We start from the raw sequence: 24104 nt of genomic DNA on the forward strand, positions 1-24104 counted from the left end.
ATGCTAGGCGGGGAAGTGACAGGCATCACTCTTGTGTACTCAGAGAAAGTTAAGTTCATTTCGTTCACGTTTCCGCTGTCTTACCGGACGCTCCGGACGCCGTCCCGGGGGAGCGGCTGCGCGTCCGTCCGGCAGGGTGCGCTGGGGTATAGTTCCGGTACCCCACCCACCAGAGGAAAGAACCACAGTGACTCGACGAAGAGGAATGTCCCTCGCCGGGCAGTACCTGGTCCTGCAGTTGCTGATTGTCCTGGCTGTCCTCGTCGCCGTCGTCGCCATATCCCTGGCCCAGTCGGCCGCCGCGTTTGAGCGGATCGAGGGGCGCCGCGCATTGTCCGCGGCTGAGGCGCTGGGCAGCAATCCCGCCGTCCGGGCGCTGCTTCCCTCGGCCGAACCGCGCGGAAGTGCGGCACTGTCCGCCGTCGCCGAGTCGGTACGCACCGTTTCCGGGTCCGCGCAGGTGGCACTCGCCCGGTCTGACCGCACCGTGGTGGCGTCGTCGGACCCCGGACTGCTGGGCCGGCCCTTGGAACTCGGTGCGAGCCGGGTGACGGAAGGCCGGGCCTGGACCGGCGTGGTGGGCGGAACGGCCACGCCCGTGCTTTCAGCCCACGTCCCGGTCCTTGACGACTCCGGGACCATGATCGGGATTGCGTCCATCAGCCGGAACTACCCGTCCACGTGGGAGCGCCTGGGGGATGCTGTCCCCAACCTGTTGACCTATTTGGGGGTGGCCAGCGTCCTGGGGGTTGCCGGCTCCCTGCTTCTGTCGCGCAGGGTTAAGCGCCAGACCCTCGGCATGGAGCCCAGCGAAATCTCGGGCCTGGTGGAGAACCGCGAAGCGATGCTGCATGGACTCAAGGAAGGCGTGGTGGCGCTGGACCTCCACGGACGGATTACCGTGGCCAACGACAGTGCCCGGGCGCTGCTGGGCCTGCCGGCCGACTGCGTGGGCAAGGATCTGGCCGGACTGCCCGTGGAACCGGCGCTTAAGGAAGTCCTCACCGGCGAGCAGCCCGGGCAGGACCAGATGGTGCTGGTGGGGGAGCGCCTGGTGGTGCTGAACCGGGTGCCGATCCGTTCCAGGGGCAGGGTGATGGGTTCTGTGGCCACTTTGCGTGACCGGACGGAGCTTTCATCCCTGGAACGCGAACTGGGCACAACACGGACGGCAACGGACACGCTCAGGGCGCAGGCCCATGAATTCGCCAACCAGCTGCACGTTATTTCGGGGCTGATCCAGATCGGCGAGTACGATTCCGTGGTGCAGTTCGTCAACGGAGTCGCGGTGGACCGGACGCGCCTGAATGATGATGTGACCAGCCGCATCCAGGACCCGGCGCTCGCCGCCCTGCTGATCGCCAAATCAAGCCTTGCAGCGGAACGGGGCGTGCCGCTGCAGCTGGACCCCGCGTCGTCACTCTCGCCGGTGGGCGATGAGCTCTCGCGTGACCTGACCACTGTTGTGGGGAACCTCGTGGACAACGCGCTCGACGCCGTCACGGGAGCCGCGGAAGCGTCGGTCCGGGTCCTCGTCGAGGACAGCCGCGAGGAAGTGGTGGTGACTGTCAGGGACACCGGGCCGGGCATTGACGGCGCAGCGGCCGATGAGATCTTCCGGCAGGGATTCAGTACCAAGCAGCCCGGCCCGGCCGGCGGCCGTGGCTTCGGCCTGGCACTCTCGCGGGTGGTCTGCCGCCGGAGCGGGGGAGACCTTGCAGTGGCCAACGACGGAGGCGCCGTCTTTACGGCGAGGCTAAAGACAGGAAAGGGTACCCGGGCATGATCAACGTCCTGATCGTCGATGATGACTTCATGGTGGCGAAAGTCCACGCCGGCTTCATCCAGCGCACGCCGGGTTTCACCGTCGTCGGGGTTGCGCACACCGGAGCCCAGGCCGTGGCGGAAACCGCACGCCTGCTGCCTGACCTGGTCCTTCTGGACATCCACCTCCCCGACATCAACGGCCTTGACCTCATGGCCAGGCTGCGGGAAACGGCGCCGGAACTGGACGTACTGGTGATCAGCGCGGCCCGCGAGGTGGAAACCGTCCGCCGGGCGCTGCGCGGCGGGATCGTCCATTACCTGATCAAGCCGTTTTCGCAGGCGGACCTGCAGGAGCGGCTGGAGCACTATCGCAGCGCCTACCAGGGCCTGGACCTTGCCAAGGACGTCGCCGAGCAATCCGACGTCAACCGGGTCTTCGGGCTGGAGCGCACCGATCGCGCCGAACGGGCGGAAGTCCGCCTCCCCAAGGGGTGCAGCCCGGAAACCCTCAGCCGGGTGGTGGACGTGCTGCAGTCCGCCGCAGCGGATCTGTCGGCGGCCGAGGTTGCGGACCTGCTGGGCACGTCCCGGGTCAGCGCACGCCGTTACCTCGAGTACCTCCACGATGAGGCGAGGGTTGACGTTCACCTCAAGTACGGCGCGGGCCGTCCCGAGCGCCGCTACGAGCTCAAGTCAGCGTGACCCGGGCGGAAGGGACAACGGGGGGATGGCCTCATACAGCAGGGTCCGGATCCAGCGCTGCCCCGTCTCGCGGCGTTCCGCCCGGCTCGCGAAGCGGTAGTGGTAGCTGTGGACGCGCACCCACCGGGGGCGTGCGCCGTCGAACGGGTCCTTGCGCAGGAGCCGCAGCACAGCACGGTCGGCTTCCAGCAGCTTGGCCAGGAAAGCGTAGAACCACTCCTCGTGGACCGTGCGCAAGGGCAGGAACCACATGAGCCAGTCCAGCCGGAGATGGTAGGGAGCCCACTGCCGGGGCAGCCGGCGGACGTCGCCCGGCTTACCGCGGAAACCGTACTCCCGCCAGTCGGCGTCGTCGTCCGGCTCGTCGTCGAGGGTGCCCTCCACCACGATCTCGATCCGCATTTTTGTCACCGTGCCGAATGCCCCGTAGGTGTTCACCAGCTGCCAGCGGTTGAAGCTGGCGTTCATCAGCTGCCGGTGCTGGAGGAGGTTCCGGGCCGGCCAGTAGCTGAGCACCAGCAGGAGCAGCGTCACGGCGAGCACGACGGCGAGCCACCACACCGGGGCCTGCGTGCCGCCGGCACCGGACGCAGCGCCATACGCATGCCAGTCCAGCGGGATGACGGGAAGAACGGCGTGGGCCACCGGATCGCTCACTGCGGCGAAGGCCAGCAGGATGGCCATCCAGTTCAGCCAGGCAAAGTTTCCGCTCGCCACGAGCCATAGCTGGGTGAAGATGATGATGCCCGCGGCGATGCCGGCCAGCGGCTGTGGGGCGAAGAGGAAGAACGGCACCACCAGCTGGGCGAAGTGGTTGCCCAGGACCTCCATCCGGTGCAGCGGTTTGGGCAGCAGGTGTGCCTGCCGGCTCAACGGACCCGGCATCGGCTGCGTCTCGTGGTGGTAATACAGCGCGGTCAGGTCGCGCCACTCGCTGCCTCCGCGGATCTTGATCATCCCGGCACCGAACTCAAGCCTGAACAGCAGCCACGCCAGCAGGATCAGGATCGTCCGCGGCGGCGGGGTCTGGTCCGAGCCGAGGAACGCCACCGTGAAGCCCGCCTCCAGCAGCAGCATCTCCCAGCCGAACCCGTAGAAGGTCTGGCCCACATTGACGATCGACATGTACAGCAGCCAGAGGGCCAGGAAGGCGATCATCGGCAGCCAGGGCGGTCCCAGTTGCGGAAGCCCCAGGACGAGTGTGGCCGAAATAGCCATCCCGCCCCAGCAAACCATGCGCAGCAGGCGGTCCGAGTAGCGCCAGAGGAACAGGCTGGGACGGCGGCGGCGCCTGAAACTGTCCAAGTAGTCCGGCACCGGAAGCAGTCCGCGCTCACCGAGCAGCGCAGGGAACTGGTTGCGGCAGGAGAGGAACGCCACAAAGAAGAGCGTGGCAATGCCGCGCTGCAGCACCTGCCGGGCGAATTCGTACTCCGGCGCGTCGAACCAGGCGGCCCATTCCACGTTGTTCACGTTACGCCTGCCGTGCACGGCGTCAATGTCCCGAGGCCCTGCCGCCGGCGGGTGCGCTGACGTGCGGGATACTTAACGGATGCAGCCACGCAGAATCGTTCTCCTCGGATCCACCGGTTCCATCGGCACCCAGGCGATTGACGTCGTCGACGGCGCCCCGCACCTTTTCGAGGTTGTGGCACTGAGCGCAGGCGGCGGAAACCTGGAGCTCCTGGCCCGCCAGGCCGTCCATACGAAGGCCAAGGCCGTTGGTACGGCCAGCGGCGACGCCGCAGCCCTGCAGGACCTGATCGACGACGCCGCCAGGGCGGCCGGGCTGGCGGGCTACCGTCCCGAAATCATCACCGGGCCGGACGCGTCCACCCGGATCGCGGAGATCGAAGCCGACGTGGTGCTCAACGGCATCACCGGTTCCATCGGCCTGGCACCCACGCTGGCTGCCCTGAAATCCGGAGCCACACTTGCGCTGGCCAACAAGGAGTCGTTGATCGTCGGCGGCGCCCTGGTGAAGGCTGCCGCCCGCGACGGCCAGATCGTCCCGGTGGACTCCGAGCATTCGGCCATCGCGCAATGCCTGCGCTCCGGGACCGCGGCCGAGGTGGACCGGCTCATCCTCACGGCCTCCGGGGGGCCCTTCCGCGGCAGGACCCGGGAGGAACTCCATAACGTCTCGCCGCAGGATGCCCTCGCGCACCCCACCTGGGACATGGGCCTGATGGTCACCACCAACTCGGCCAGTCTGGTAAACAAAGGGCTGGAGGTGATCGAGGCGCACCTGCTGTTCGACATCCCGCTGGACCGCATCGACGTGGTGGTCCACCCGCAGTCCGTGGTCCATTCCATGGTGCAGTTCGTGGACGGCTCCATCATCGCCCAGGCCTCGCCGCCGGACATGCGCCTGCCCATCGCCCTCGGCCTGGGCTGGCCGGACCGGGTGCCGAAGGCGGCCGCGCCCTGCGACTGGACCCGGGCCACCAGCTGGACCTTCGAACCGCTCGACGTGGAGGCGTTCCCGGCCGTCAGCCTTGCCAAGGACGCCGCCAGGCAGGGGAGCACCTACCCCGCCGTTTTCAACGCAGCCAACGAAGAGGCCGTGATGGCCTTCCACTCCGGCCGGATCCGGTTCACGGACATTGTGGATACCATCGAAGCGGTACTCAGCGAACACCCAGGATCTTCCGGGCTGACAGTTGAGTCCGTGCTGGATGCTGAAGCGTGGGCACGAGCGCGCACCCACGAACGTTTAGCAGTGAGCAGTCTCTAGGAAGCAGCAGATCTAAGCATGAGTCCCGTCATTCTCTTCATCCTCGGTGTCGTCTTCGTGGCGATCGGCATCGCAGTCTCCATTGCGCTCCATGAGGTGGGCCACCTCGTTCCGGCCAAACTGTTCAAGGTGCGCGTCACCAAGTACATGATCGGTTTCGGTCCCACCCTGTGGTCAAAGCGCAAGGGCGAGACCGAGTACGGCGTCAAGGCCATCCCGCTGGGCGGCTACGTGTCCATGATCGGCATGTACCCGCCGAACAAGGACGACGGCACGGTGCGGCCTTCCAGCACCGGGATGTTCCAGACCCTCGCCACCGAGGCGCGTTCCATGGCCCACGAGGAAGTGGGGCCGGGTGACGAGAAGCGGGTCTTCTACCGGCTTCCGGTGTGGAAGAAAGTCATCGTGATGCTTGGCGGCCCCGCCATGAACCTGCTGATCGGCGTGGCGCTGACGGCCGTGCTGCTGATGGGCTTCGGGATCAGCACCCCCACCACAACTATCTCGGACGTTTCCAAGTGCCAGGTCAAGGCCGGGGAAACCGTGGACCCGGACTCCGCCGACTGCAAGCTCACCCCCGCGGCTGAGGCGCAACTCAAACCGAACGACACCATTACGTCCTTCGACGGCAAAGCCGTCACCAGCTGGGATGAACTCACCGGCTGGATCCGCGCCTCCGCAGGCCGGGAAGTCAGCATCACCGTGGAGCGTAACGGCTCGACTGTCACCACCACGGTGACCCCGGTGCTTTCTGCCCGGCCCGTCGTCGGCGCCGACGGCCGGCAGGCGACTGATTCGAACGGAACCCTCCAGTACCAGGAAGTCGGCTTCCTGGGGATCGGCGCCCAAACAGCGCTGGTTGCCCAGCCGGCGTCGTCCGTCCTGCCCATGGCGGGGGAAAACATCCGGCAGGTTGCCGGCGTCGTCCTTAATCTGCCCGCACGCGTGGTGGGCGTTGCCAAGGCGGCCTTCAGCGAAGAGCCGCGCGATCCCAACGGCCCCATCAGCGTTGTGGGTGTGGGCCGGGTCGCCGGCGAGGTTGCCGCCATGGAGGAGGTTCCGCTGCAGTCCAGGCTCGCCGCGCTGGTGGGATTGCTGGCCGGACTGAACTTCGCGCTGGCGGTGTTCAACCTGGTCCCGCTGCTGCCGCTGGACGGCGGTCACGTGGCAGGTGCTCTGTATGAGGGAGCCCGGCGGCGGCTGGCCAAGGTGCTTGGCCGGCCTGACCCCGGAGCCTTCGACATCGCCAAGCTCCTGCCCGTGACCTACGTGGTGGCTGCGCTGCTGATGGGCATGAGTGCGCTGCTGATTTACGCGGACATCGTCAAGCCCGTCAACCTCTTCGGATAATCAGCGCTCAACGGCTTCTTTCCGTTAGTCAGCTCTTTTCGACTGATTTTTATAAATCAGCTTAAAACGATTGATATTAAATAATCAGTCGATTATGGTTGCCGCATGTACGTGCTCACCATCGACCAGCGGGGCAGCACAGGGGACCGGGACCGTGTGCCCGGCCTCCTGGCAGAATTGCACCGGCTCTCCTCCGCCGGCAGGTTCGAACGCTCCGTCGGCGATGAAGTCCAGGGCGTCGTCGAGAAACCGGCGGAAGTCGTGGACATCGCCCTGCACTGCCTGCGCAGCGGCCGGTGGTACGTGGGAATCGGAGTCGGTGCTGTCGACCTGCCGTTGCCGGCGAGCCCGCGGGAAGGGTCCGGGGCGGCCTTCGTGGCTGCCCGGCGGGCGGTTGAAAAGGCCAAGTCCGCGGCTGCCCACGTGCCGTTGTCCGTAGTTTCCGGCGGGCTCCGCCGCGGCGGAGCGGCCACGCCTGAGGCAGGGCCCGGCCTCAGGGCCTGCGCGAACGCCGAGGCAGTCCTGCGACTCATTGGCCGGCTGGTGCAGGAACGCACGGAGGCCCAATGGAAAGTGGTGGACGCCCTCCGCAGGCTGCAGCATGACGCGTCAGCCAGGCACGGCAGCCAGAAGCTTGCGGCCGCAGAACTGGGAATCACGGAGCAATCGGTGAGCCGCGCCGTCCTGAGATCCGGCTGGCAGGAAGAATGGGCGGCGAGGCCTGCCGCCGAAATGCTCCTGGCCCTGGCCCGCGATGCAGTGCTGGAAGGACTTAGGTGAACGCTCTCTGGATTACGCTTGCCCTGCTGACGGCAGGTTTCGCGGGCTGGCCGGTCACGGCACTGGTGTTCCGGCTGGCCCGGACCATTGACGACAGGGCGGACGCGGCCAAGGCCGCCGAAGACCGCGCTGCCGACGGGTCCGCTGACGACCCCGCCGCGGATGTCACGGTGGACAAGGCGGCCGCCCACCCGGAACCAGCGGACAGGGGAACGGTCGACGGCGAGATCACCGTTGCCGCCGGCGAAACCGGAGACGGATCCGGAAAAGCTCCGAAAGGTGCGGCAGCGGCGCCGGCGCCCACCACCCGGATCCTGCGCGGCGGAGCCATTATCGGCGTCCTGGAACGGCTGGCGGTGTGCCTGGCCATCCTGGCGGGCCAGCCCGTGGCGATCGCGTATGTGGTGGCCATCAAGGGCCTGGGGCGTTTCGCCGAGCTGAAGGAGACTCCCGTTGCCGCCGAGAGGTTCATCATCGGCACGCTGACCTCCATGCTGTGGGGCGCCGGCGTTGCCGCCCTCGCCAGGATCCTCTTCCTTGGCTGAACCGGATACATACTCGGGCGGGCATGGCGATAGGGTATCCGTATGACTGTTTTTGCTGTTGAGTACGTATACGCCGCCGAGTCCACCGAAGCACGGAACGCCGCCCGTCCGGCACACCGCGAATGGACTGCCGGGCTTGCCCGTGAAGGCGCGCTCCTGGCCAGCGGACCCTACGGTGACGGCGCCGGTGCGTTGCTGATCTTCAAGGCCGCAGACGAAAATGCGCTGAACGGCATCCTCAAGCAGGATCCCTACGCCTCGGCCGACGTCATCGCAGGCACGCGCACCACCGAATGGGACCCGGTGACCGGCCTCCTGGCCGGGCACGCCGCTTAGCCGCCGGCATCACACACCATCGAATTTCGATCTAAAGAGGAGTCCACGTGACCTCGGTCAGCCTGGGAATGCCGTCAGCACCGCCGCCCGTCCTTGCCCCGCGCAGGAAGACCCGCCAGATCAAGGTGGGCTCGGTGGGGGTCGGCTCGGATTCGCCCATCAGCGTGCAGTCGATGACCACCACGCCCACCACGGACATCAACGCCACGCTGCAGCAGATAGCTGAGCTGACGGCCTCAGGCTGCGACATCGTGCGCGTGGCCTGCCCGTCCGCGGATGACGCCGAGGCGCTGCCGATCATCGCGCGGAAGTCCCAGATCCCGGTGATTGCGGACATCCACTTCCAGCCCAAGTACGTCTTCGCCGCCATCGAAGCGGGCTGCGCCGCGGTACGCGTCAACCCCGGCAACATCCGCAAGTTCGATGACCAGGTCAAGGAGATCGCCCGCGCCGCCAAGGACCACGGCACCTCCATCCGGATCGGCGTCAACGCAGGATCCCTAGAACCCGGGATCCTGAAGAAGTACGGCAAGGCGACCCCCGAGGCCCTGGTGGAGTCAGCCGTCTGGGAAGCCTCGCTGTTTGAAGAGCACGGCTTCCACGACTTCAAGATCTCCGTCAAGCACAACGACCCCGTGATCATGGTTGCCGCGTACGAGATGCTGGCTGAAAAGGGCGACTGGCCGCTCCACCTCGGCGTCACCGAAGCCGGCCCGGCCTTCCAGGGCACCATCAAGTCCGCCACCGCGTTCGGCGCGCTGCTGTCGCGGGGCATCGGCGACACCATCCGCGTTTCCCTCTCGCTCCGCCCGTCGAGGAAATCAAGGTTGGCAACCAGATCCTGCAGTCGCTGAACCTGCGTCCCCGCAAGCTCGAAATTGTCTCCTGCCCGTCCTGCGGCCGGGCCCAGGTGGACGTGTACACGCTGGCCGAACAGGTCACTGCAGGGCTGGAAGGCATGGAGATCCCGTTGCGCGTTGCCGTCATGGGCTGCGTCGTCAACGGCCCCGGCGAGGCACGCGAAGCCGACCTGGGCGTGGCCTCCGGTAACGGCAAGGGACAAATCTTTGTGAAGGGAGAGGTCATCAAGACTGTCCCCGAGAGTGAAATTGTTGAGACACTGATCGAAGAGGCCATGCGAATCGCTGAAGAGATGGGGGAGGCCGATGGCGAAGATGCTGTCAAGGGTAGCCCCGTGGTTAGCGTCTCGTAGAGAGACTGCAGGGCCCGGCATATCCATCAGGGTCCTGTCCGGGCCGGACACCGCGGAGCTGCGCGAGCTGGCCCGGACGGACGTTGTGGCCAACGTCTTCATCCTGTCGCACCTGGCCGCAACGGGAACGGCCGCGCCCACCACGGGCGGGGCCAGTATCTTTGGCGTGTTTGACGGCGACGCCCTGGTGGGCGCGTGCTGGGCCGGGGCGAACCTTGTTCCCATCCAGCTGGACGCGGAGCTCGCCGGCCCGGTCGCCGAGCATGCGCAACGCTCCGGCCGCCGCTTCGCCTCCATCTTCGGGCCCGCGGATACTGTTTTGGCGATGTACGAGCAACTGGAGCAGCTCGGGCAGCAGGCACACGAGGTCCGGGCGGACCAGCCGCTGATGAGCATCGCCGGGCCGCCGGCGGTTCAGCCCAACACCGGCCTGGGCATCGGCCAGCTCGCCGATTTCGACAGGATCCTCCCCGCCTGCGCCGCCATGTTCGAAGAAGAAGTCGGTTATTCGCCATTCCTGGGCGGCCGCGAGTTCTACAGCCGGCGCGTGGAAGGCCTCATCAGGCAGGGTCATTCCCTCGTCCACCTCGACGAAGGCGGCCAGGTCACGTTCAAGGCCGAACTGGGCGCCGTTACCCCCGATGTGACCCAGGTCCAGGGCGTCTGGATGAACCCCTCCTGCCGCGGACGCGGACTCAGCGCCGGGTACATGGCCGCAGTCGTAGTGCTGGCGCAGAAGTTGGCGCCGGTCACCAGCCTGTACGTCAATGACTACAACGCCCGGGCGAGGGCCACCTACGAACGTGTTGGCTTCCACCAGGTGGGTACGTTCGCTACGGTTCTGTTCTAGCTGGCCGCAACCGGCCGGCAGCTGAGTTCACAATGCTGACGGCCGGTGAGTTGGCGGAGATCGCCGGAGCGGTGAAGGACTCGGAGAGCGTAGCCCTGTCGGTGATGCCCGCGGAGAAGGTCTCGCAGGCGCTGGATCAGATGGTCTCCCTCATGACCGAAGTCCAGGTGGAGCCCGCCGAATGCAATACCATCGCAACGGGCACGGCACTGAAGCCGGATAGCAACACCACAATGGCAGTGGGCGCATCCACGTCCTCTACGGCTGAACTGACCCAGAGGCTCTCGCTCCTTTCCGGCGTTGAAAAGGAAAAGCTGGACCAATCGCTTGCACAGCGCGGCAACGACATCGAAGCCTGCGGCAACATCAGCATGAATATCGGCGGAATGTCCATGACAGCGGCCACCACCAGGCTTGACAGCGGAGCCGGCACTCCCGGCGCCGTTGCCATGCAGACGGACGTCACGCTGCCCACTGGTGCCACCCAGAGCACTGGGATGACCTTCGCCGTCAAAGGCGGAGTCCTGATCTCCGCGCAGGCTTCAGGGGCCGGCGTTACCTCCTCCGACCTGGCGTCGGCTGAAGCCCTGCTGGACCAGGCGGCCGCCCTCATTGACTAGCCTGCCGCCCATCCGGACACACGCGGTAACCCGGAGTCAACTGCAGAAAACTGCGTGACGACTCTTGTAATGGTGCAGTGGATCACATAGGTTCTTCCTAGCCGCGCCGAATGGGGTGCGTGCGGTCTCAGAGGGGAAATCAACAGATGGCACTGGACGTTGACCTTCCCAGCGGGCACGCCTAGCGCTTCCTCCGGACTTCTCGGTCCGACGGGCCGTAAGAGCCACGCCAAAACAGGATGACCAGCCGGTGACGGCCAGGGGCTTCCTCTAGTTCTGGCGTGGCTCTTCTCCGTCCGGAGCGGGATTTCAGCCGCCGACGCCGGCGGCCGGCCGCCGGGAACCCGGCACCCGCCGCGCCACGGTAGATTAGTACCCAGACGAATTTGCCAAGCCCGTCATCAGAACAGGCACCTCCCAAGAAACGGATTCCTACCCGTGGTCCTTCGACTTTCCAAGCTGTTCCTGCGCACCCTGCGCGAAGATCCCGCCGACGCCGAGGTGGCGAGCCACCGTCTCCTGGTCCGCGCCGGGTATATCCGCAGGGCAGCGCCGGGCATCTACACCTGGCTGCCGCTGGGCCTCAGCGTGCTGCGCAAGGTGGAAAAAGTTATCCGTGAAGAAATGACCGCCATCGGTGCCCAGGAAGTCCACTTCCCGGCGCTCCTGCCCAAGGAACCCTACGAGGCCACCAACCGCTGGACCGAGTACGGCGAGGGCATCTTCCGGCTCAAGGACCGCAAGGGCGGCGACTATCTCCTGGCCCCCACCCACGAGGAGATGTTCACCCTCCTGGTCAAGGACCTGTACTCCTCGTACAAGGACCTTCCGCTGAGCATCTACCAGATCCAGAACAAGTACCGCGACGAGGCCCGGCCCCGCGCCGGCCTGCTGCGCGGCCGCGAGTTCATCATGAAGGACTCCTACTCGTTCGACGTCGACGACGCCGGCCTGGACGCGAGCTACAACGCGCACCGTGCCGCCTACCTGAAGATCTTCGAGCGCCTCGGCCTCGAGGTGATTCCGGTGGCTGCCACTGCCGGTGCCATGGGCGGCTCCCGGAGCGAGGAATTCCTGCACCCCACCGAGATCGGCGAAGACACCTTCGTGCGGTCCGCCGGCGGCTACGCAGCCAACGTTGAAGCCGTGACCACCGTGGTCCCCGCCGAGATCGACTTCAGCAACGCGCCTGCAGCCGAGATCCGGGACACCCCGAACACCCCCACCATCGACACGCTGGTGGACGCGGCAAACCAGCTGGTTCCGCGCGATGAGAACGACGGCGGCGCCTGGACGGCCGCTGACACGCTCAAGAACGTTGTCCTCGCCGTCACCCTGCCCACCGGAGAGCGCCAGATCGTCGTCATTGGCGTGCCCGGCGACCGCGGCGTCGACCTGAAGCGGGTGGAGGCCAACATCGGCGCCTACCTGCCGGTCGCCGGTGAGATCACCGTGGAAGCCGCTGGCGAGGAAGACCTCGCCCGCAACCCCCTGATCGTCCGGGGATACCTGGGCCCGGGCATGTCGCTCGGCACCCCGCTCCTGGGCCTGGAAGGTGCAGCCAAGCTCCTGTACCTGGTGGATCCCCGCGTCGTCAGCGGCACCGCCTGGGTGACCGGCGCGAATATGGCCGGAAAGCACGTCTTCGGGCTCGTGGCCGGCCGCGACTTCGGCTGGGACGGCGTGATCGAGTGCACCGAAGTGCGCGCCGGCGACGAAGCACCGGACGGTTCAGGACCCTTGGAGACCGCACGCGGCATTGAGATGGGCCACATCTTCCAGCTCGGCCGCAAGTACGCCGAAGCCCTTGAGCTGAAGGTCCTGGACCAGAACGGCAAGCAGGTCGTGGTCACCATGGGTTCCTACGGCGTGGGCGTCACCCGCGCTGTTGCCGCCCTCGCCGAATCCAACCACGACGCCAAGGGCCTGGTCTGGCCCCGGGCAGTGGCCCCTGCCGATGTCCACGTTGTGGCTGTGGGGCGGGGCGAGGAAATCTTCGCGGCCGCCGAGAAGCTCTCACACGAACTCGAAGCCGCCGGCCTCGAGGTCATCTATGACGACCGCCCCAAGGTGTCCCCGGGCGTCAAGTTCGGCGATGCTGAACTCATCGGCGTGCCCACCATCCTGGCCGTCGGCCGCGGACTGGCGGACGGCGTCGTGGAGATCAAGGACCGCCGCAGCGGTGAGGCAGAGAACGTTGCCGTTGAGAAGGCCGTTGACTACGTAGTCAACGCCGTCCGCAGCAAGTAACCCCTCCCGGCCGCAGGAGTGATCTCGGGATTCGAATCGCTGGAGCCCGCCACGCTGATCCTCATCATCGTGGCGGGCTTCGCCGCAGGATGGATTGATGCCGTGGTGGGCGGCGGGGGACTCATCCAGCTCCCGGCGTTGCTGCTGGTCCCGGGCATCAGCCCGGTCCAGGCCCTTGCCACCAACAAAATGGGTTCGATTTTCGGGACCACAACAAGCGCGGTGACGTACTACCGCCGCGTTCGGCCCGACCTGCGGACGGCCATACCCATGGCCGTCATTGCGCTGGCAGGCAGTTTCGGCGGCGCTGTTCTGGCCGCCACCTTGCCGGCTAGTGTTTTCAAACCCATCATCGTGGCGGCGCTGGTCGCCGTCGCGCTCTTTACTGCCTTCAAACCCAACGTCGGCGACCTGACCTCGCTCCGCCACGACGGCAGGACGCACTACGTGGTGGCCTGCCTCATTGGAGCGGCCATCGGGTTCTACGACGGCCTGATCGGACCCGGGACGGGATCGTTCCTGATCATCGCCCTCGTTTCCGCGATGGGCTACGCGTTCCTCGAAGCCAGCGCCAAGGCAAAAATTGTGAACATGGCCACGAACGCCGGCGCTCTGATCTTCTTCCTGCCGCACGGCTCGCTGTTGTGGGGCGTCGGACTCGTGCTGGGGCTCGCCAACATGGCAGGCGGCTACCTCGGGGCGCGGACCGCGGTGAAACAGGGAAGCACCTTTATCCGCAACGTCTTCCTTGTCGTCGTCGGGGCCCTGATCCTCAAGCTGGGCTACGACATCTGGCAGGACACCTTCGCCTAGGCGCCTGCACCGAAGGGGATGCGAAAGACCCTCCCGGCGGGAAGGGAGCGGGCGTACCATTCACCTATGTCAACAGGGGACGAACCCTTCCGGGACGCCTTGGACGCAGCAGCCAGGCATGCCCGTGAATGGCTGGAAAGCCAGCCCACGCGCCACGTGGGGCCCCGCGCCACAGCAGGGGAGCTGGCATCCGCCTTTGGCGGCCCGATGCCCGAGGACGGCATTCCGGCGGGTGACGTGATCGATTATCTTGCAGTCAAGGCGGAACCCGGCCTCATGGCCATGCCCTCCGGCCGCTTCTTCGGCTGGGTCATCGGCGGCACCCTGCCTGCCGCCATGGCGGCCGACTGGCTGGTGAGCGCCTGGGACCAGAATTCCTTCCTCCGGGCCGCCACGCCCGCCACCGCGGCCATCGAGGCGGCAGCCGGTCAATGGTTCCTGGAGCTGCTGGGCTTCCCGGAAGCGGCCGACGTCGGTTTCGTCACCGGGGCGACCATGGCCAACTTCGCCGGTCTGTCGGCCGCACGCTGGCGCGTCCTGGAGAAAGCCGGCTGGGACGTCAACACCGGCGGCCTTGCCGGCGCTCCGGCTGTCAGCTGCCTGGTGGGGCAGGAACGCCATGACTCGATCGATCTCGCCTTGAGGTACCTGGGCCTGGGAAGCCCCCTCGTGGTGCCCTCGGACCTGCAGGGCCGCATTGATCCGGCGGAGCTGGACTGCGCCCTGGACCGGGCCTTGGTCAATGCGTCGGGCTGTGCGGGGGGACTACCTCCTGCGCCGCCGATTGTGTGCCTGCAGGCCGGGAACGTGCACTCCGGCGCCTTCGATCCGTTTCTTGAGGCGATCACCGTTGCGAAGGCACATGGCGCCTGGGTGCATGTAGATGGTGCTTTCGGGCTCTGGGCGGCCGCGGTGCCGGAACTCGCCGCCCTCACCGCCGGGCTGCACCTGGCTGACTCGTGGGCCACCGATGCGCACAAAACACTCAACGTGCCCTATGACTGCGGCATCGTGGCCGTGCGGGACTCGGAGGCGCTGGAGGCCGCGATGAGCGTCAATCCCAGCTACATGATCCGCGATGCCGGTGCGGCGGCGGACCCCTTCCAGACCGTCCCGGAGCTCTCCCGCAGGGCACGCGGCGTCCCCGTCTGGGCGGCGCTGAAGTCCCTCGGGCGGAACGGTGTTGCCGCGCAGGTGCGCAACCTGGTCAGCCGCGCTTCGCAGCTGGCACAGCAACTGTCGGCGCTGGACGGCGTCGAAGTGCTCAACGACGTCGCCTACACGCAGGTCTCACTGGCGTTCGGCGACGACGCCACCACGCGGGCCGTGACGGCCCGGATCATCGAGGACGGCCACGTATGGATGTCCGGTTCCCGCTGGCAGGGGCGGGATGTCCTGCGCATTTCCGTGAGCAACTGGACAACGGACGACGCCGACGTCGAAGCGGCCGTCGGTGCCGTGCGGAAAGCCCTGGCCGCGGTCCGCGGCTAGGACGACGCCCGCGGGGCTGCTTCCCCGGGTGCTGATTCCCCGGGGGCTGCTTGTCCCGGTTCGGGAAGATCGTGTGCCGCTGGGAGCCCGTCAAGGGTGCGTCCGGCGAGCGTGCTCGCCACCCAGAGGGAACGCGCGAGGTCGCCGTCGTGGTGCGGGCGCGCGGCGTACGACAGGGCGTTTTCCACCTCACGCGCAAGGCTCCATTGCCGGGCCACCTCGGCATTGAGCCCCGCTGCGGCACTGAACTCACGGCACCTGTCCAGCAGGCCCCGGCGGGGATCGCTCCGGGGGAGGTCCCGGATGCGGTTCCACAGGATCGGGGCAACGGAGAATTCGGCCTCGCCGATCATGGGCTGCGGGTCTATTGCCGCAAAACCGCCTTGCGGCCGGGCCAGGATGTTGAGGTAGTGGAAGTCCGTGTTGACCAGGACGTCGGTGCCGGCACGGCGGCCCACTGCTCCGCGGGTCTGGCACACCTCCAGGGCAGCCTCCAGGAGCCAGCGCGGAAAGGGTCTGCCGAGCTGTTCCCAGTCGGCTGGAAGATCATCGCTCCACTGTTCGGCCCGGGCGGCCACATGGTCGAATTCATGCCACTCCGGGCGCTGGTCCGGCGTGAGGCCCAACTGCCGGGTCAGGCCGCCCCACACCTCCACGGCCCTTTCCATCGGCACCTCCTGGAGGGAGCAGCCGGCATCCAGCCTCTCCAAGAGCATGGAACAGGTTCCGGCGTCGGACTCAAGGAGCCGCACGGCGCCGTGTCCATCCCAGAGCCGGAGGGCGAATCGCTCCACCCGGGCCTCGTCGTGCGGGTAGGCCACCTTCAGGACTGCGGGGACACCCTGCCGGGTTACCGGTACCACCACGCCGCCATGGCCGTTCCATGGCAGCTCGCCAGGCCTCAGGTCCACCTCAAGGTCCCACCGTTCCAGGCGTCCGCAGATCAGTCCCTGGAGTGAACCCAGCCAGGCACGTCCGCCGCTGGTCCGGCTGTAGCGGCGGCTGAGGTCGGGCGGGATCGGGACATCTGCGGGCGGTTTCATCGGATCCAGCCTAACCGCCGGACCGCTTGCCGTATTCGGGGAATCAGGCGACGACGCCGCTGGCGCCGAGCAGGTTGCCGATGGCGAAGGTGGCGATCAGGGCCAGGGCACCGCCCACCACCACGCGGACGGCGGCCTTCATTTTCGACCCTCCGCCGATCCAGGCTCCCAGGGCACCTGTTGCCGCAAGTGCCACGAGCACCGCCGCGAAGGTCAGGGGAACCCGGATGTTTTCCGGCGGCAGCAGGATTGCCAGCATGGGCAGGATCGCTCCGACCAGGAAGGCAATTGCCGACGCGAAAGCGGCATGCCACGGGCTGACGATATCGGTTTCGTCAATGTGCAGTTCGGCGGACAGGTGGGCGCCCAGGGCGTCGTGGGCCGTGAGTTCCTTGGCGACGGTGCGGGCGGTCGCAGGGCTGAGACCCTTGCCCTGGTAAATGGCGGCGAGCTCCTCGAGCTCCTCTTCGGGCTGCTCCGCCAGCTCGCGCCTTTCCTTTTCGATAAGTGCCTGCTGGCTGTCCTTCTGGCTGCTGACGGACACGTACTCACCCAGCGCCATGGAAATCGCGCCGCCCACCACGCCCGCCGCGCCGGCGACCAGGATGGGGCCGGAATCGGTGGTGACGCCGGCGACGCCCACCACGATCGCCGCTACGGAAACGATGCCGTCGTTGGCGCCGAGCACGCCGGCGCGTAGCCAGTTCAGCCGGTGGGCGATGTCGTTGTGGTGCGGTTCGTTCTCATGCTGCGTTGCTACTCGGGCGCTGTCCATGCGTATAGCAAACCACTGGTGTGCGTGCCATGCCAGTAATACGGGACTAAGGAAGGTTAGGCACGCTTTCGCCGGGCGCGGGTTACCCGGCGTCCGGCGGCGCCTGCGAAGCCCCCGGCGCGGTGGAGGCCGGGGCGCCGCTGTCCTGCGCCAGGTCGGGAAGCTGTGCGGTGTCCAGCACGATGCCCGGCAGGGGTCCGGCGTCAGCGCCCCATTGCGCTGCGCGGTTGGCGGCGGCCAGCAAGCCGGAAATGGCCCATTGCCGGGTGCTGCCGTCGCTCAACGCCACCAGGTCCCCGTACACCGGAAGGGTTCCTGCTTCGAGGCTGCCCAGGCCGGCCGCCGGCGATTCAAGGAACATCGGGCTGAGCGTGTAGCCGGCCTCGCGCGGCGGAATGTCCGCGCACCGGGCCCTGCTGAGGTCCTCCGCTTCGGCGAGGACCGATTCATGCCGGGCGAGCAGCTGTGACGCCAGGCCGGCGGCAGCGCCTTCGAGGCGGGCCAGGGCCACCTGGTAGCCGTAGACCGTCTCAGCCTCGGTCTTGACCGTCGTGGCCAGGGCGGTTGCCGGCGTCGCCGCCCCCGCGGCCGGACCGGACGCGGCCGGAGCCGGCGGGCATGAACTTTCGCCGGCGGCCGGAGATGCGCCCGGAGAAGCAGCGGCCCTAGACGCAGGGACTGGAGAGGCATCCGACGGAGATGCGGCCGGCTGCGATGCAGCGGCCGCCGCTGCAGGTGGCGATGACGGTACGGACAGCGTGGGGAGTTCCGGGGCGGCTGCCCCCACGCCGGTCGCCAGCGAGGACGCCTGAAGAACCTGCGCGGTACCGACGGCGGCAAGCAGACGCGCCATCCCGCCGTCGGACGCTTCCGCGTCCCTGAGACGCTGGCTGCCGCTGGCGGACAAGGAGGCCACAAGCCCGGCGGGGGAGTCCGGCCCCGAGGGTTCCCCTGTCACGGGCGCGGAGACGGAACCAGCTGCCGTGCCGGACGCGGTGGCGGAGGCGGGCGCGGAGCTGGCACCTGTGGCCGCGGGCGACGGTTCCTGGCCGGGCGCGGCCAAGGCCCTCGCCTGGGTTGTCAGCAAAGTCACAGTGCGCAGGAGCGCCTGGCGCTCGGCACCGGAAACGGAATCGGCAAGCCGGCTGCCGGCCATGCGCAGCTGCATCGTTTCGGCAAGGGCTGAGGTCCGCGCACGCTCGGAAAACGGGGGTTCCGGCGCCTCGGGCGGCGGCCCGGGTATCAGCGCCAGCCCGAGGCTGATGACCAGCACTGCCAGTGACGCCAGGATGCCGAACCGGAAATAGCGGCCCGGCCGTCGTTTTTCCTTGGTGTCGTCTTTCACAACAGACCATGTTGTCATGTCCGGCAGCAGGCGAGTGCACCATGGCGCCCATAAAATCGCTACGCTAGTACACACAACATCATCTAGCGGGAGGCGGCCGGCATCGTGAGTAATGTAGAAGCCACGACTTCATCAGACCGGACCGGGACGGGCAAGGCTGAGGCCGAGTCCGTGCATAATCCGGAGGCCGAGCGCGTCCGGACGCTGCTGGAACCCACGGTCCAAGCACACCGGCTGTACTTGGAGGACGTGTCCATTCACGTCGCCGGGGCAAACCGGGTGGTCCACGTGGTGGTGGACCTGCCGCAGGAAGAGACCGGCGGAGTAAGCCTTGACGTCATTGCGGAGATCTCCAAGGAGCTCTCCGGCATCCTGGACGGCGATCCCAGCTATGACAGCCGCCCGTACGACCTCGAGGTGTCATCGCCCGGCGTCGGACGGCCCCTGACTGAACCGCGCCACTGGCACCGCGCCCGCGGCCGGATGGTCAAGGTGAATGTCATCCAGGGCGAGAACCTCACCGGCAGGATCCAGTCCGTTGACGACGACGGCGTGACCCTGATTCCGGAGATCGCGGCCAAAAAGGGGATGAAGCCCAAGCAGGGCGCGCCCGAAAAGATTCCTTTCGACAGGATCCGCAACGGAAAAGTCGAGATAGAGTTCAGCCACCTCGATGAGGTCGGTCTGGAAGATGAAAACAATGGACCTTCTGAGGAGGCCTGATGGATATTGACATGAGCGCACTGAGACTTCTGGAGCGTGAGCGTGAAATCCCGCTGGACCTCCTGATCCCGACCATCGAGCAGGCACTGCTGGTGGCCTACCACAAGTCTCCGGGAGCCTTCGAAAAGGCCCGCGCAGAGCTGGACCGCAAGAGCGGCCACGTAACCATCTGGGCCACTGAAATCGACGACGACGGCGCCCCCATCGGCGAGTTCGAGGACACCCCGGCCGGGTTCGGCCGCATCGCTGCCAGCACCGCACGGCAGATCATCCTCCAGCGCCTGCGCGACGCTGAGGACGACAACGTCCTGGGCCAGTTCAAGGGCCGCGAGGGCGAACTGGTGGCCGGCACCATCCAGCAGGGCAACAACCCGCACATGATCCAGGTGAACCTTGGAACGGTGGAGGCGCTGCTGCCCCCGCCCGAGCAGGTACCCGGCGAGAAATACATCCACGGCAACCGGCTCCGCGCCTTCGTGATCGACGTGCACCGCGGCACCAAGGGCCCGTCCATCACGCTGTCCCGCTCCCACCCCGGCCTGGTCCGGAAGCTCTTCGAACTGGAAGTTCCGGAGATCGCCGACCGCTCGGTGGAGATCGTGGCGCTGGCCCGCGAAGCCGGACACCGCACCAAGATCGCCGTCAAGGCCAACATCCCCGGCATCAACGCCAAGGGTGCCTGCATCGGTGAGATGGGTTCACGCGTCCGGGCCGTCATGACCGAGCTCAACGACGAAAAGATCGACATCGTCGATTTCAGTGAGGACCCGGCCACGTTCATCGCCAGCGCCTTGTCGCCGTCGAGGGTGAATTCCGTCACCATCACGGATGAGGCAACCCGCTCCGCACGTGTTGTTGTGCCGGACTACCAGCTGTCGCTTGCCATCGGCAAGGAGGGCCAGAACGCCCGCCTGGCCGCCAAGCTCACGGGCTGGCGGATCGACATCGTCTCGGACGCCGCAGTTCCGCGCGAAAACTAAACCGCCTTGGCGGACGGCCCCTCGGGCAGCCCCCTGGCTGGTCCGGCCCGGTTTCCACCCGTCGTTTCGGGGCCGGGGCACCTGAGGGGCTAGAATAGACATTGACCGCGCCTCATGGCCGGCATTCGTGCGCCTTGAGCGTGCCCGCAGAATCTGCGTTCGTTACGGACCCGGAACATGCAGGCGGGTTCGGGGCAGCAGATTTGTAGGGGCAGGAAGATACTCACCGTGGCGCTAGTGCAACACCTTGAGGATCAGCCGCAACGCACCTGCATCGGATGCCGGAAGAAGGGCCCGCGGTCTGAGTTACTCCGGCTCGTCGCCGAAGGCAACGGTTCCACCGTTGTCGTGGTGGACGAACGACGCCGGATGGCTGGCCGGGGTGCATGGCTGCACCCCAGCGAAACGTGCCTGGCGCTGGCAATCAAGCGGCGTGCGTTCGGACGTGCCCTTCCGGGTACCACCGGAACTGCCGCCGTCGAACGCCGGATAACGGCAGGCACGCAAGCCGTGGACACTCCGGTGGCCGCAGCAACAACCGTCCAACCTGAAAGCGGGTCAGAAAACTGATGGAAACCCGATGAGTTCCCAGCGATGAGTGCGCAACGATGACAACTTTGTTGCGCTCTGCAATGGGCCTTTCAGCTGCTATCGCGGCGAAGGTCCGCAGTAAGAAGTAGACGGTTCGTGCCTGGCTCGGTGCGGACCGAGACAGGAGAAATGTGGCCAAGGTCCGCGTACATGAGCTCGCTAAAGAGCTCGGTATTACTTCCAAAGATGCAGTAACCAAACTGCAGGAACTGGGCGAATTCGTTCGCTCTGCCTCTTCCACCATTGAGGCCCCCGTTGTGAGGAAACTCCGCAACGCCTACCCCGCCGCCGGCGCTTCGAAGTCCGAAGCTCCCGCAGCAGCGCCCAAGGCGCCCGCCAGCCCTTCAGCTTCCCGTCCGGCTCCCGCGCCGGGCCCGGCAGCCCCCAAGGCTCCGGAACCCAAGGCTGAAGCTCCCGCTGCGGCACCCGCTCCGTCGGCGCCCGCTCCGGCAGCAGCACCTGCTCCCGCGGCCCCCGCTGCGGCAGCTGCGCCGTCGGCCCCGGCTCCGGCCGCACCGTCCACCGGTGCAAAGCCCGGCGCACGCCCGGCACCGAAGGCTGAAGCTCCGGCTGCCCCGTCCCGCTCCGGCGGACAGGGTTCGGCACCCCGCCCGGGCGGCCCCCGCCCCGGCAACAACCCCTTCGCCACGTCCCAGGGCATGCCCCGGGGCCGCGGCGGCGACAACGAACGTCCCCCGCGTCCGGGCAATAACCCGTTCGCGCCTTCACAGGGCATGCCCCGTCCGGGCGGAAGCCGCACCGAAGGCGAACGCCCCGGCGGTCCGCGTCCCGCGGCCGGCGCCGGCGGTCCCCGTCCGGGCGCTCCGCGTCCCGGCGGCACCCAGGGTGCACGTCCCGGCGCTCCGCGTCCGGCCGGCGCTCCCGGCGCACGCCCGGGTGCAGGCGGCGGAAACCGTCCCACTCCGGGCATGATGCCCAACCGCACCGAACGTCCCGCACCCGCTGGTGCAGGCCGTCCCGGCGGCGGAGGCCGCGGTCCCGGACGCCCCGGTGGCGCACCGGGTACCGGTGGCGCTCCCGGCGCCGGTGGCGGTGCTCCGGCCGGCGGTGGCTTCGGCAAGGGTGGCCGCGGTCGCGGTGGTACCCAGGGTGCCTTCGGCAAGGGCGGCGCAGGCCGCGGCAAGCAGCGCAAGTCGAAGCGTGCCAAGCGTCAGGAACTCGAGCAGATGAGTGCTCCGTCGCTGGGTGGCGTAAGCGTGCCCCGCGGCGACGGCAACACCGTTGTGCGGCTCCGTCGCGGCTCGTCCATCACGGACTTTGCCGACAAGATCGAGGCGAACCCCGCTGCACTGGTGACCGTGCTCTTCCACCTCGGCGAAATGGCCACGGCCACGCAGTCGCTGGATGAAGAGACCTTCGCCCTGCTCGGCGAGGAGCTTGGCTACAAGCTCCAGGTTGTGTCCCCGGAGGACGAGGAGCGCGAGCTGCTCTCCGGTTTCGACATCGACTTCGACGCAGAGCTGGAAGCTGAAGGCGACGAGGAACTCGAGGCACGTCCTCCTGTTGTCACCGTTATGGGTCACGTTGACCACGGTAAGACCCGCCTGCTGGATGCCATCCGTAACTCCGACGTTGTCGCGGGCGAACACGGCGGCATCACGCAGCACATCGGTGCTTACCAGATCACCACCGCGCACGAAGGCGTCGACCGCAAGATCACCTTCATCGATACTCCGGGCCACGAGGCGTTCACCGCCATGCGTGCCCGTGGTGCGAAGGTCACCGACATCGCCATCCTGGTGGTCGCAGCGGACGACGGCGTGATGCCGCAGACCGTTGAGGCCCTCAACCACGCACAGGCGGCCAACGTGCCGATCGTCGTGGCTGTGAACAAGATCGACAAGGAAGGCGCCAACCCGGACAAGGTCCGCGGCCAGCTGACCGAGTACGGACTGGTTCCGGAAGAATACGGTGGCGACACCATGTTCGTGGAGGTCTCTGCCCGCCAGAACCTCAACATCGACGAGCTGCTCGAGGCCGTCCTGCTCACCGCAGACGCCGCCCTGGACATGCGCGCCAACCCGAACAAGGACGCCCGCGGTATTGCGATCGAAGCCAACCTGGACAAGGGCCGCGGTGCGGTTGCCACCGTCCTGGTCCAGTCCGGTACCTTGCATGTCGGCGACACCATCGTGGCAGGCACGGCCCATGGCCGCGTCCGTGCGATGTTCGACGACGACGGCAGCGTCCTGACCGAGGCCGGCCCGTCCCGCCCCGTGCAGGTGCTGGGTCTGTCCAACGTCCCGCGCGCCGGCGACACCTTCTTCGTGACCGCTGACGAGCGCACCGCCCGCCAGATCGCCGAGAAGCGTGAAGCAGCAGACCGCAACGCCGCCCTGGCCAAGCGCCGCAAGCGCATCAGCCTGGAAGACTTCGACCAGGCCGTCGCCGAAGGCAAGATCGACACCCTCAACCTCATCCTCAAGGGTGACGTGTCCGGTGCCGTCGAAGCCCTCGAAGACGCGCTGCTCAAGATCGACGTCGGCGAAGGTGTCCAGCTCCGCGTTATCCACCGCGGTGTCGGTGCGATCACGCAGAACGACGTCAACCTGGCAACGGTCGACAGCGCCGTTATCATCGGCTTCAACGTCAAGCCCGCCGAACGTGTTGCCGAACTGGCAGACCGCGAAGGCGTGGACATGCGCTTCTACTCCGTCATCTACGCAGCAATCGATGACATTGAGATGGCCCTCAAGGGCATGCTCAAGCCGGAGTACGAAGAAGTCCAGCTTGGCACCGCCGAGGTCCGCGAAGTGTTCCGTTCCTCCAAGTTCGGCAACATCGCCGGTTCCATCGTTCGCTCGGGTGTTATCCGACGCAACACGAAGGCCCGCATCAGCCGCGACGGCAAGATCATCGGCGACAACCTCACCGTTGAGACGCTCAAGCGCTTCAAGGACGACGCCACCGAGGTCCGCACGGACTTCGAGTGTGGTATCGGTCTTGGCTCGTACAACGACATCAACGAGGGCGACATCATCGAGACCTTCGAGATGCGCGAGAAGCCGCGCGTCTAAGTTTCGCTGTTTTCGCTGGTGGGGCCGCTGGGATTTTTCCGGCGGCCCCGCCCCTACGCTGGGCGGCACTGGATCTGCGATCCTGTGCCGCCCAGCTCCGGCAGGCCCGATGCCACTCCCAGGCCGCCGGAAAAAATCCCAACGGCGTCCGTCGT

Annotated in this window: 20 protein-coding genes and 1 pseudogene; 17 read left to right on the forward strand and 4 right to left on the reverse strand. The window is 67.1% G+C overall.

Annotated elements, in window-relative coordinates; translation table 11 throughout:
• Window positions 1-205: 205 nt before the first annotated feature.
• Together TV39_RS07170 and TV39_RS07175 are read left to right on the forward strand one after the other, a co-directional pair.
• A complete protein-coding gene (locus TV39_RS07170; protein WP_043480061.1) occupies window positions 206-1786 on the forward strand; it encodes a sensor histidine kinase in 1581 nt (526 codons plus the stop codon).
• Complete coding sequence (locus TV39_RS07175) at window positions 1783-2469, forward strand: response regulator (protein ID WP_043480062.1); 687 nt, start codon at window positions 1783-1785, stop codon at window positions 2467-2469. The genes TV39_RS07170 and TV39_RS07175 overlap by 4 nt, the downstream gene beginning before the upstream one ends.
• Here the strand turns inward: TV39_RS07175 and TV39_RS07180 are convergent.
• Window positions 2461-3933, reverse strand: coding sequence for a lipase maturation factor family protein (locus tag TV39_RS07180; RefSeq protein ID WP_043480273.1), 1473 nt, complete (start codon window positions 3931-3933; stop codon window positions 2461-2463). The two genes, TV39_RS07175 and TV39_RS07180, sit on opposite strands and share 9 nt — an antisense overlap.
• Window positions 3934-4021: 88 nt before the next feature.
• Here TV39_RS07180 and dxr point away from each other — a divergent pair, with 88 nt between their 5' ends.
• The 11 genes and pseudogenes from dxr to TV39_RS07235 all read left to right on the forward strand — a co-directional run bounded on the left by dxr (window position 4022) and on the right by TV39_RS07235 (window position 15454).
• Window positions 4022-5206 carry a 1-deoxy-D-xylulose-5-phosphate reductoisomerase gene (gene dxr / locus TV39_RS07185; RefSeq protein WP_043480064.1) on the forward strand — a complete coding sequence of 395 codons (1185 nt, stop codon included), beginning with the start codon at window positions 4022-4024 and terminating at the stop codon, window positions 5204-5206.
• 18 nt (window positions 5207-5224) lie between these two features.
• Window positions 5225-6556: a M50 family metallopeptidase gene (locus TV39_RS07190; RefSeq protein WP_043480066.1), complete on the forward strand. Its 1332-nt coding sequence runs from the start codon at window positions 5225-5227 to the stop codon at window positions 6554-6556.
• A 105-nt stretch (window positions 6557-6661) separates the two neighbouring features.
• The gene (locus TV39_RS07195; protein ID WP_043480068.1) at window positions 6662-7336 is read left to right on the forward strand and encodes a hypothetical protein; all 675 of its coding nucleotides are present in this window, start codon (window positions 6662-6664) and stop codon (window positions 7334-7336) included.
• Window positions 7333-7881: a hypothetical protein gene (locus TV39_RS07200; protein ID WP_043480069.1), complete on the forward strand. Its 549-nt coding sequence runs from the start codon at window positions 7333-7335 to the stop codon at window positions 7879-7881. Before TV39_RS07195 ends, TV39_RS07200 begins: the two co-directional genes overlap by 4 nt.
• 42 nt (window positions 7882-7923) lie before the next feature.
• Entirely contained in the window at window positions 7924-8217 is a 294-nt protein-coding gene (locus TV39_RS07205; protein WP_043480071.1) for a YciI family protein, read from the forward strand.
• A 47-nt stretch (window positions 8218-8264) separates the two neighbouring features.
• Window positions 8265-9430: pseudogene (gene ispG, locus TV39_RS07210) on the forward strand (flavodoxin-dependent (E)-4-hydroxy-3-methylbut-2-enyl-diphosphate synthase).
• Window positions 9393-10280, forward strand: coding sequence for a GNAT family N-acetyltransferase (locus tag TV39_RS07215; protein WP_043480072.1), 888 nt, complete (start codon window positions 9393-9395; stop codon window positions 10278-10280). Before ispG ends, TV39_RS07215 begins: the two are co-directional and overlap by 38 nt.
• A gap of 32 nt (window positions 10281-10312) precedes the next feature.
• Window positions 10313-10900, forward strand: a complete 588-nt coding sequence (locus TV39_RS07220) for a hypothetical protein (protein ID WP_043480074.1) — start codon at window positions 10313-10315, stop codon at window positions 10898-10900.
• 438 nt (window positions 10901-11338) lie between these two features.
• On the forward strand, window positions 11339-13150 hold the full coding sequence (locus TV39_RS07225; RefSeq protein ID WP_043480075.1) for a proline--tRNA ligase: 1812 nt from the start codon (window positions 11339-11341) through the stop codon (window positions 13148-13150).
• Window positions 13151-13168: 18 nt separating this feature from the next.
• Window positions 13169-13963, forward strand: a complete 795-nt coding sequence (locus tag TV39_RS07230; RefSeq protein ID WP_043480077.1) for a sulfite exporter TauE/SafE family protein — start codon at window positions 13169-13171, stop codon at window positions 13961-13963.
• A gap of 66 nt (window positions 13964-14029) precedes the next feature.
• Window positions 14030-15454: a pyridoxal phosphate-dependent decarboxylase family protein gene (locus TV39_RS07235; RefSeq protein ID WP_043480078.1), complete on the forward strand. Its 1425-nt coding sequence runs from the start codon at window positions 14030-14032 to the stop codon at window positions 15452-15454.
• On the opposite strand, the gene TV39_RS07240 is transcribed toward TV39_RS07235, so the two are convergent.
• The 3 genes from TV39_RS07240 to TV39_RS07250 form a co-directional block, all read right to left on the reverse strand.
• Window positions 15451-16497, reverse strand: coding sequence for an aminoglycoside phosphotransferase family protein (locus TV39_RS07240; protein WP_043480079.1), 1047 nt, complete (start codon window positions 16495-16497; stop codon window positions 15451-15453). The two genes, TV39_RS07235 and TV39_RS07240, sit on opposite strands and share 4 nt — an antisense overlap.
• Before the next feature lie 43 nt (window positions 16498-16540).
• A complete protein-coding gene (locus TV39_RS07245) occupies window positions 16541-17272 on the reverse strand; it encodes a VIT1/CCC1 transporter family protein (protein WP_043480081.1) in 732 nt (243 codons plus the stop codon).
• 82 nt (window positions 17273-17354) lie between these two features.
• Window positions 17355-18635: a ferritin-like domain-containing protein gene (locus tag TV39_RS07250; RefSeq protein WP_144406346.1), complete on the reverse strand. Its 1281-nt coding sequence runs from the start codon at window positions 18633-18635 to the stop codon at window positions 17355-17357.
• Window positions 18636-18722: 87 nt separating this feature from the next.
• Here TV39_RS07250 and rimP point away from each other — a divergent pair, with 87 nt between their 5' ends.
• The 4 genes from rimP to infB all read left to right on the forward strand — a co-directional run bounded on the left by rimP (window position 18723) and on the right by infB (window position 23949).
• Window positions 18723-19340 carry a ribosome maturation factor RimP gene (rimP, locus tag TV39_RS07255; protein ID WP_043480085.1) on the forward strand — a complete coding sequence of 206 codons (618 nt, stop codon included), beginning with the start codon at window positions 18723-18725 and terminating at the stop codon, window positions 19338-19340.
• On the forward strand, window positions 19340-20320 hold the full coding sequence (gene nusA, locus TV39_RS07260; RefSeq protein WP_043480087.1) for a transcription termination factor NusA: 981 nt from the start codon (window positions 19340-19342) through the stop codon (window positions 20318-20320). The genes rimP and nusA overlap by 1 nt, the downstream gene beginning before the upstream one ends.
• A gap of 177 nt (window positions 20321-20497) precedes the next feature.
• On the forward strand, window positions 20498-20890 hold the full coding sequence (locus tag TV39_RS07265) for a YlxR family protein (protein WP_043480089.1): 393 nt from the start codon (window positions 20498-20500) through the stop codon (window positions 20888-20890).
• 152 nt (window positions 20891-21042) lie between these two features.
• Window positions 21043-23949, forward strand: coding sequence for a translation initiation factor IF-2 (gene infB, locus TV39_RS07270; RefSeq protein WP_043480091.1), 2907 nt, complete (start codon window positions 21043-21045; stop codon window positions 23947-23949).
• Window positions 23950-24104 lie beyond the last annotated feature (155 nt).

The sequence above is a fragment of the Arthrobacter sp. SPG23 genome (assembly GCF_000876655.1).
In the GTDB taxonomy this organism is placed as follows: domain Bacteria; phylum Actinomycetota; class Actinomycetes; order Actinomycetales; family Micrococcaceae; genus Arthrobacter.

Bases quoted from the DNA above. Each gene is read 5' to 3' on its own strand.
- TV39_RS07190 (WP_043480066.1), top strand. From the start codon at position 5,225: ATGAGTCCCGTCATTCTCTTCATCCTCGGTGTCGTCTTCGTGGCGATC.
- TV39_RS07250 (WP_144406346.1), bottom strand. From the start codon at position 18,635: ATGACAACATGGTCTGTTGTGAAAGACGACACCAAGGAAAAACGACGG.
- TV39_RS07170 (WP_043480061.1), top strand. From the start codon at position 206: ATGTCCCTCGCCGGGCAGTACCTGGTCCTGCAGTTGCTGATTGTCCTG.
- dxr (WP_043480064.1), top strand. From the start codon at position 4,022: ATGCAGCCACGCAGAATCGTTCTCCTCGGATCCACCGGTTCCATCGGC.
- TV39_RS07175 (WP_043480062.1), top strand. From the start codon at position 1,783: ATGATCAACGTCCTGATCGTCGATGATGACTTCATGGTGGCGAAAGTC.
- TV39_RS07205 (WP_043480071.1), top strand. From the start codon at position 7,924: ATGACTGTTTTTGCTGTTGAGTACGTATACGCCGCCGAGTCCACCGAA.
- TV39_RS07265 (WP_043480089.1), top strand. From the start codon at position 20,498: ATGCAGGCGGGTTCGGGGCAGCAGATTTGTAGGGGCAGGAAGATACTC.
- TV39_RS07195 (WP_043480068.1), top strand. From the start codon at position 6,662: ATGTACGTGCTCACCATCGACCAGCGGGGCAGCACAGGGGACCGGGAC.
- nusA (WP_043480087.1), top strand. From the start codon at position 19,340: ATGGATATTGACATGAGCGCACTGAGACTTCTGGAGCGTGAGCGTGAA.
- TV39_RS07215 (WP_043480072.1), top strand. From the start codon at position 9,393: ATGCTGTCAAGGGTAGCCCCGTGGTTAGCGTCTCGTAGAGAGACTGCA.
- TV39_RS07240 (WP_043480079.1), bottom strand. From the start codon at position 16,497: ATGAAACCGCCCGCAGATGTCCCGATCCCGCCCGACCTCAGCCGCCGC.
- TV39_RS07245 (WP_043480081.1), bottom strand. From the start codon at position 17,272: ATGGACAGCGCCCGAGTAGCAACGCAGCATGAGAACGAACCGCACCAC.
- TV39_RS07220 (WP_043480074.1), top strand. From the start codon at position 10,313: ATGCTGACGGCCGGTGAGTTGGCGGAGATCGCCGGAGCGGTGAAGGAC.
- TV39_RS07235 (WP_043480078.1), top strand. From the start codon at position 14,030: ATGTCAACAGGGGACGAACCCTTCCGGGACGCCTTGGACGCAGCAGCC.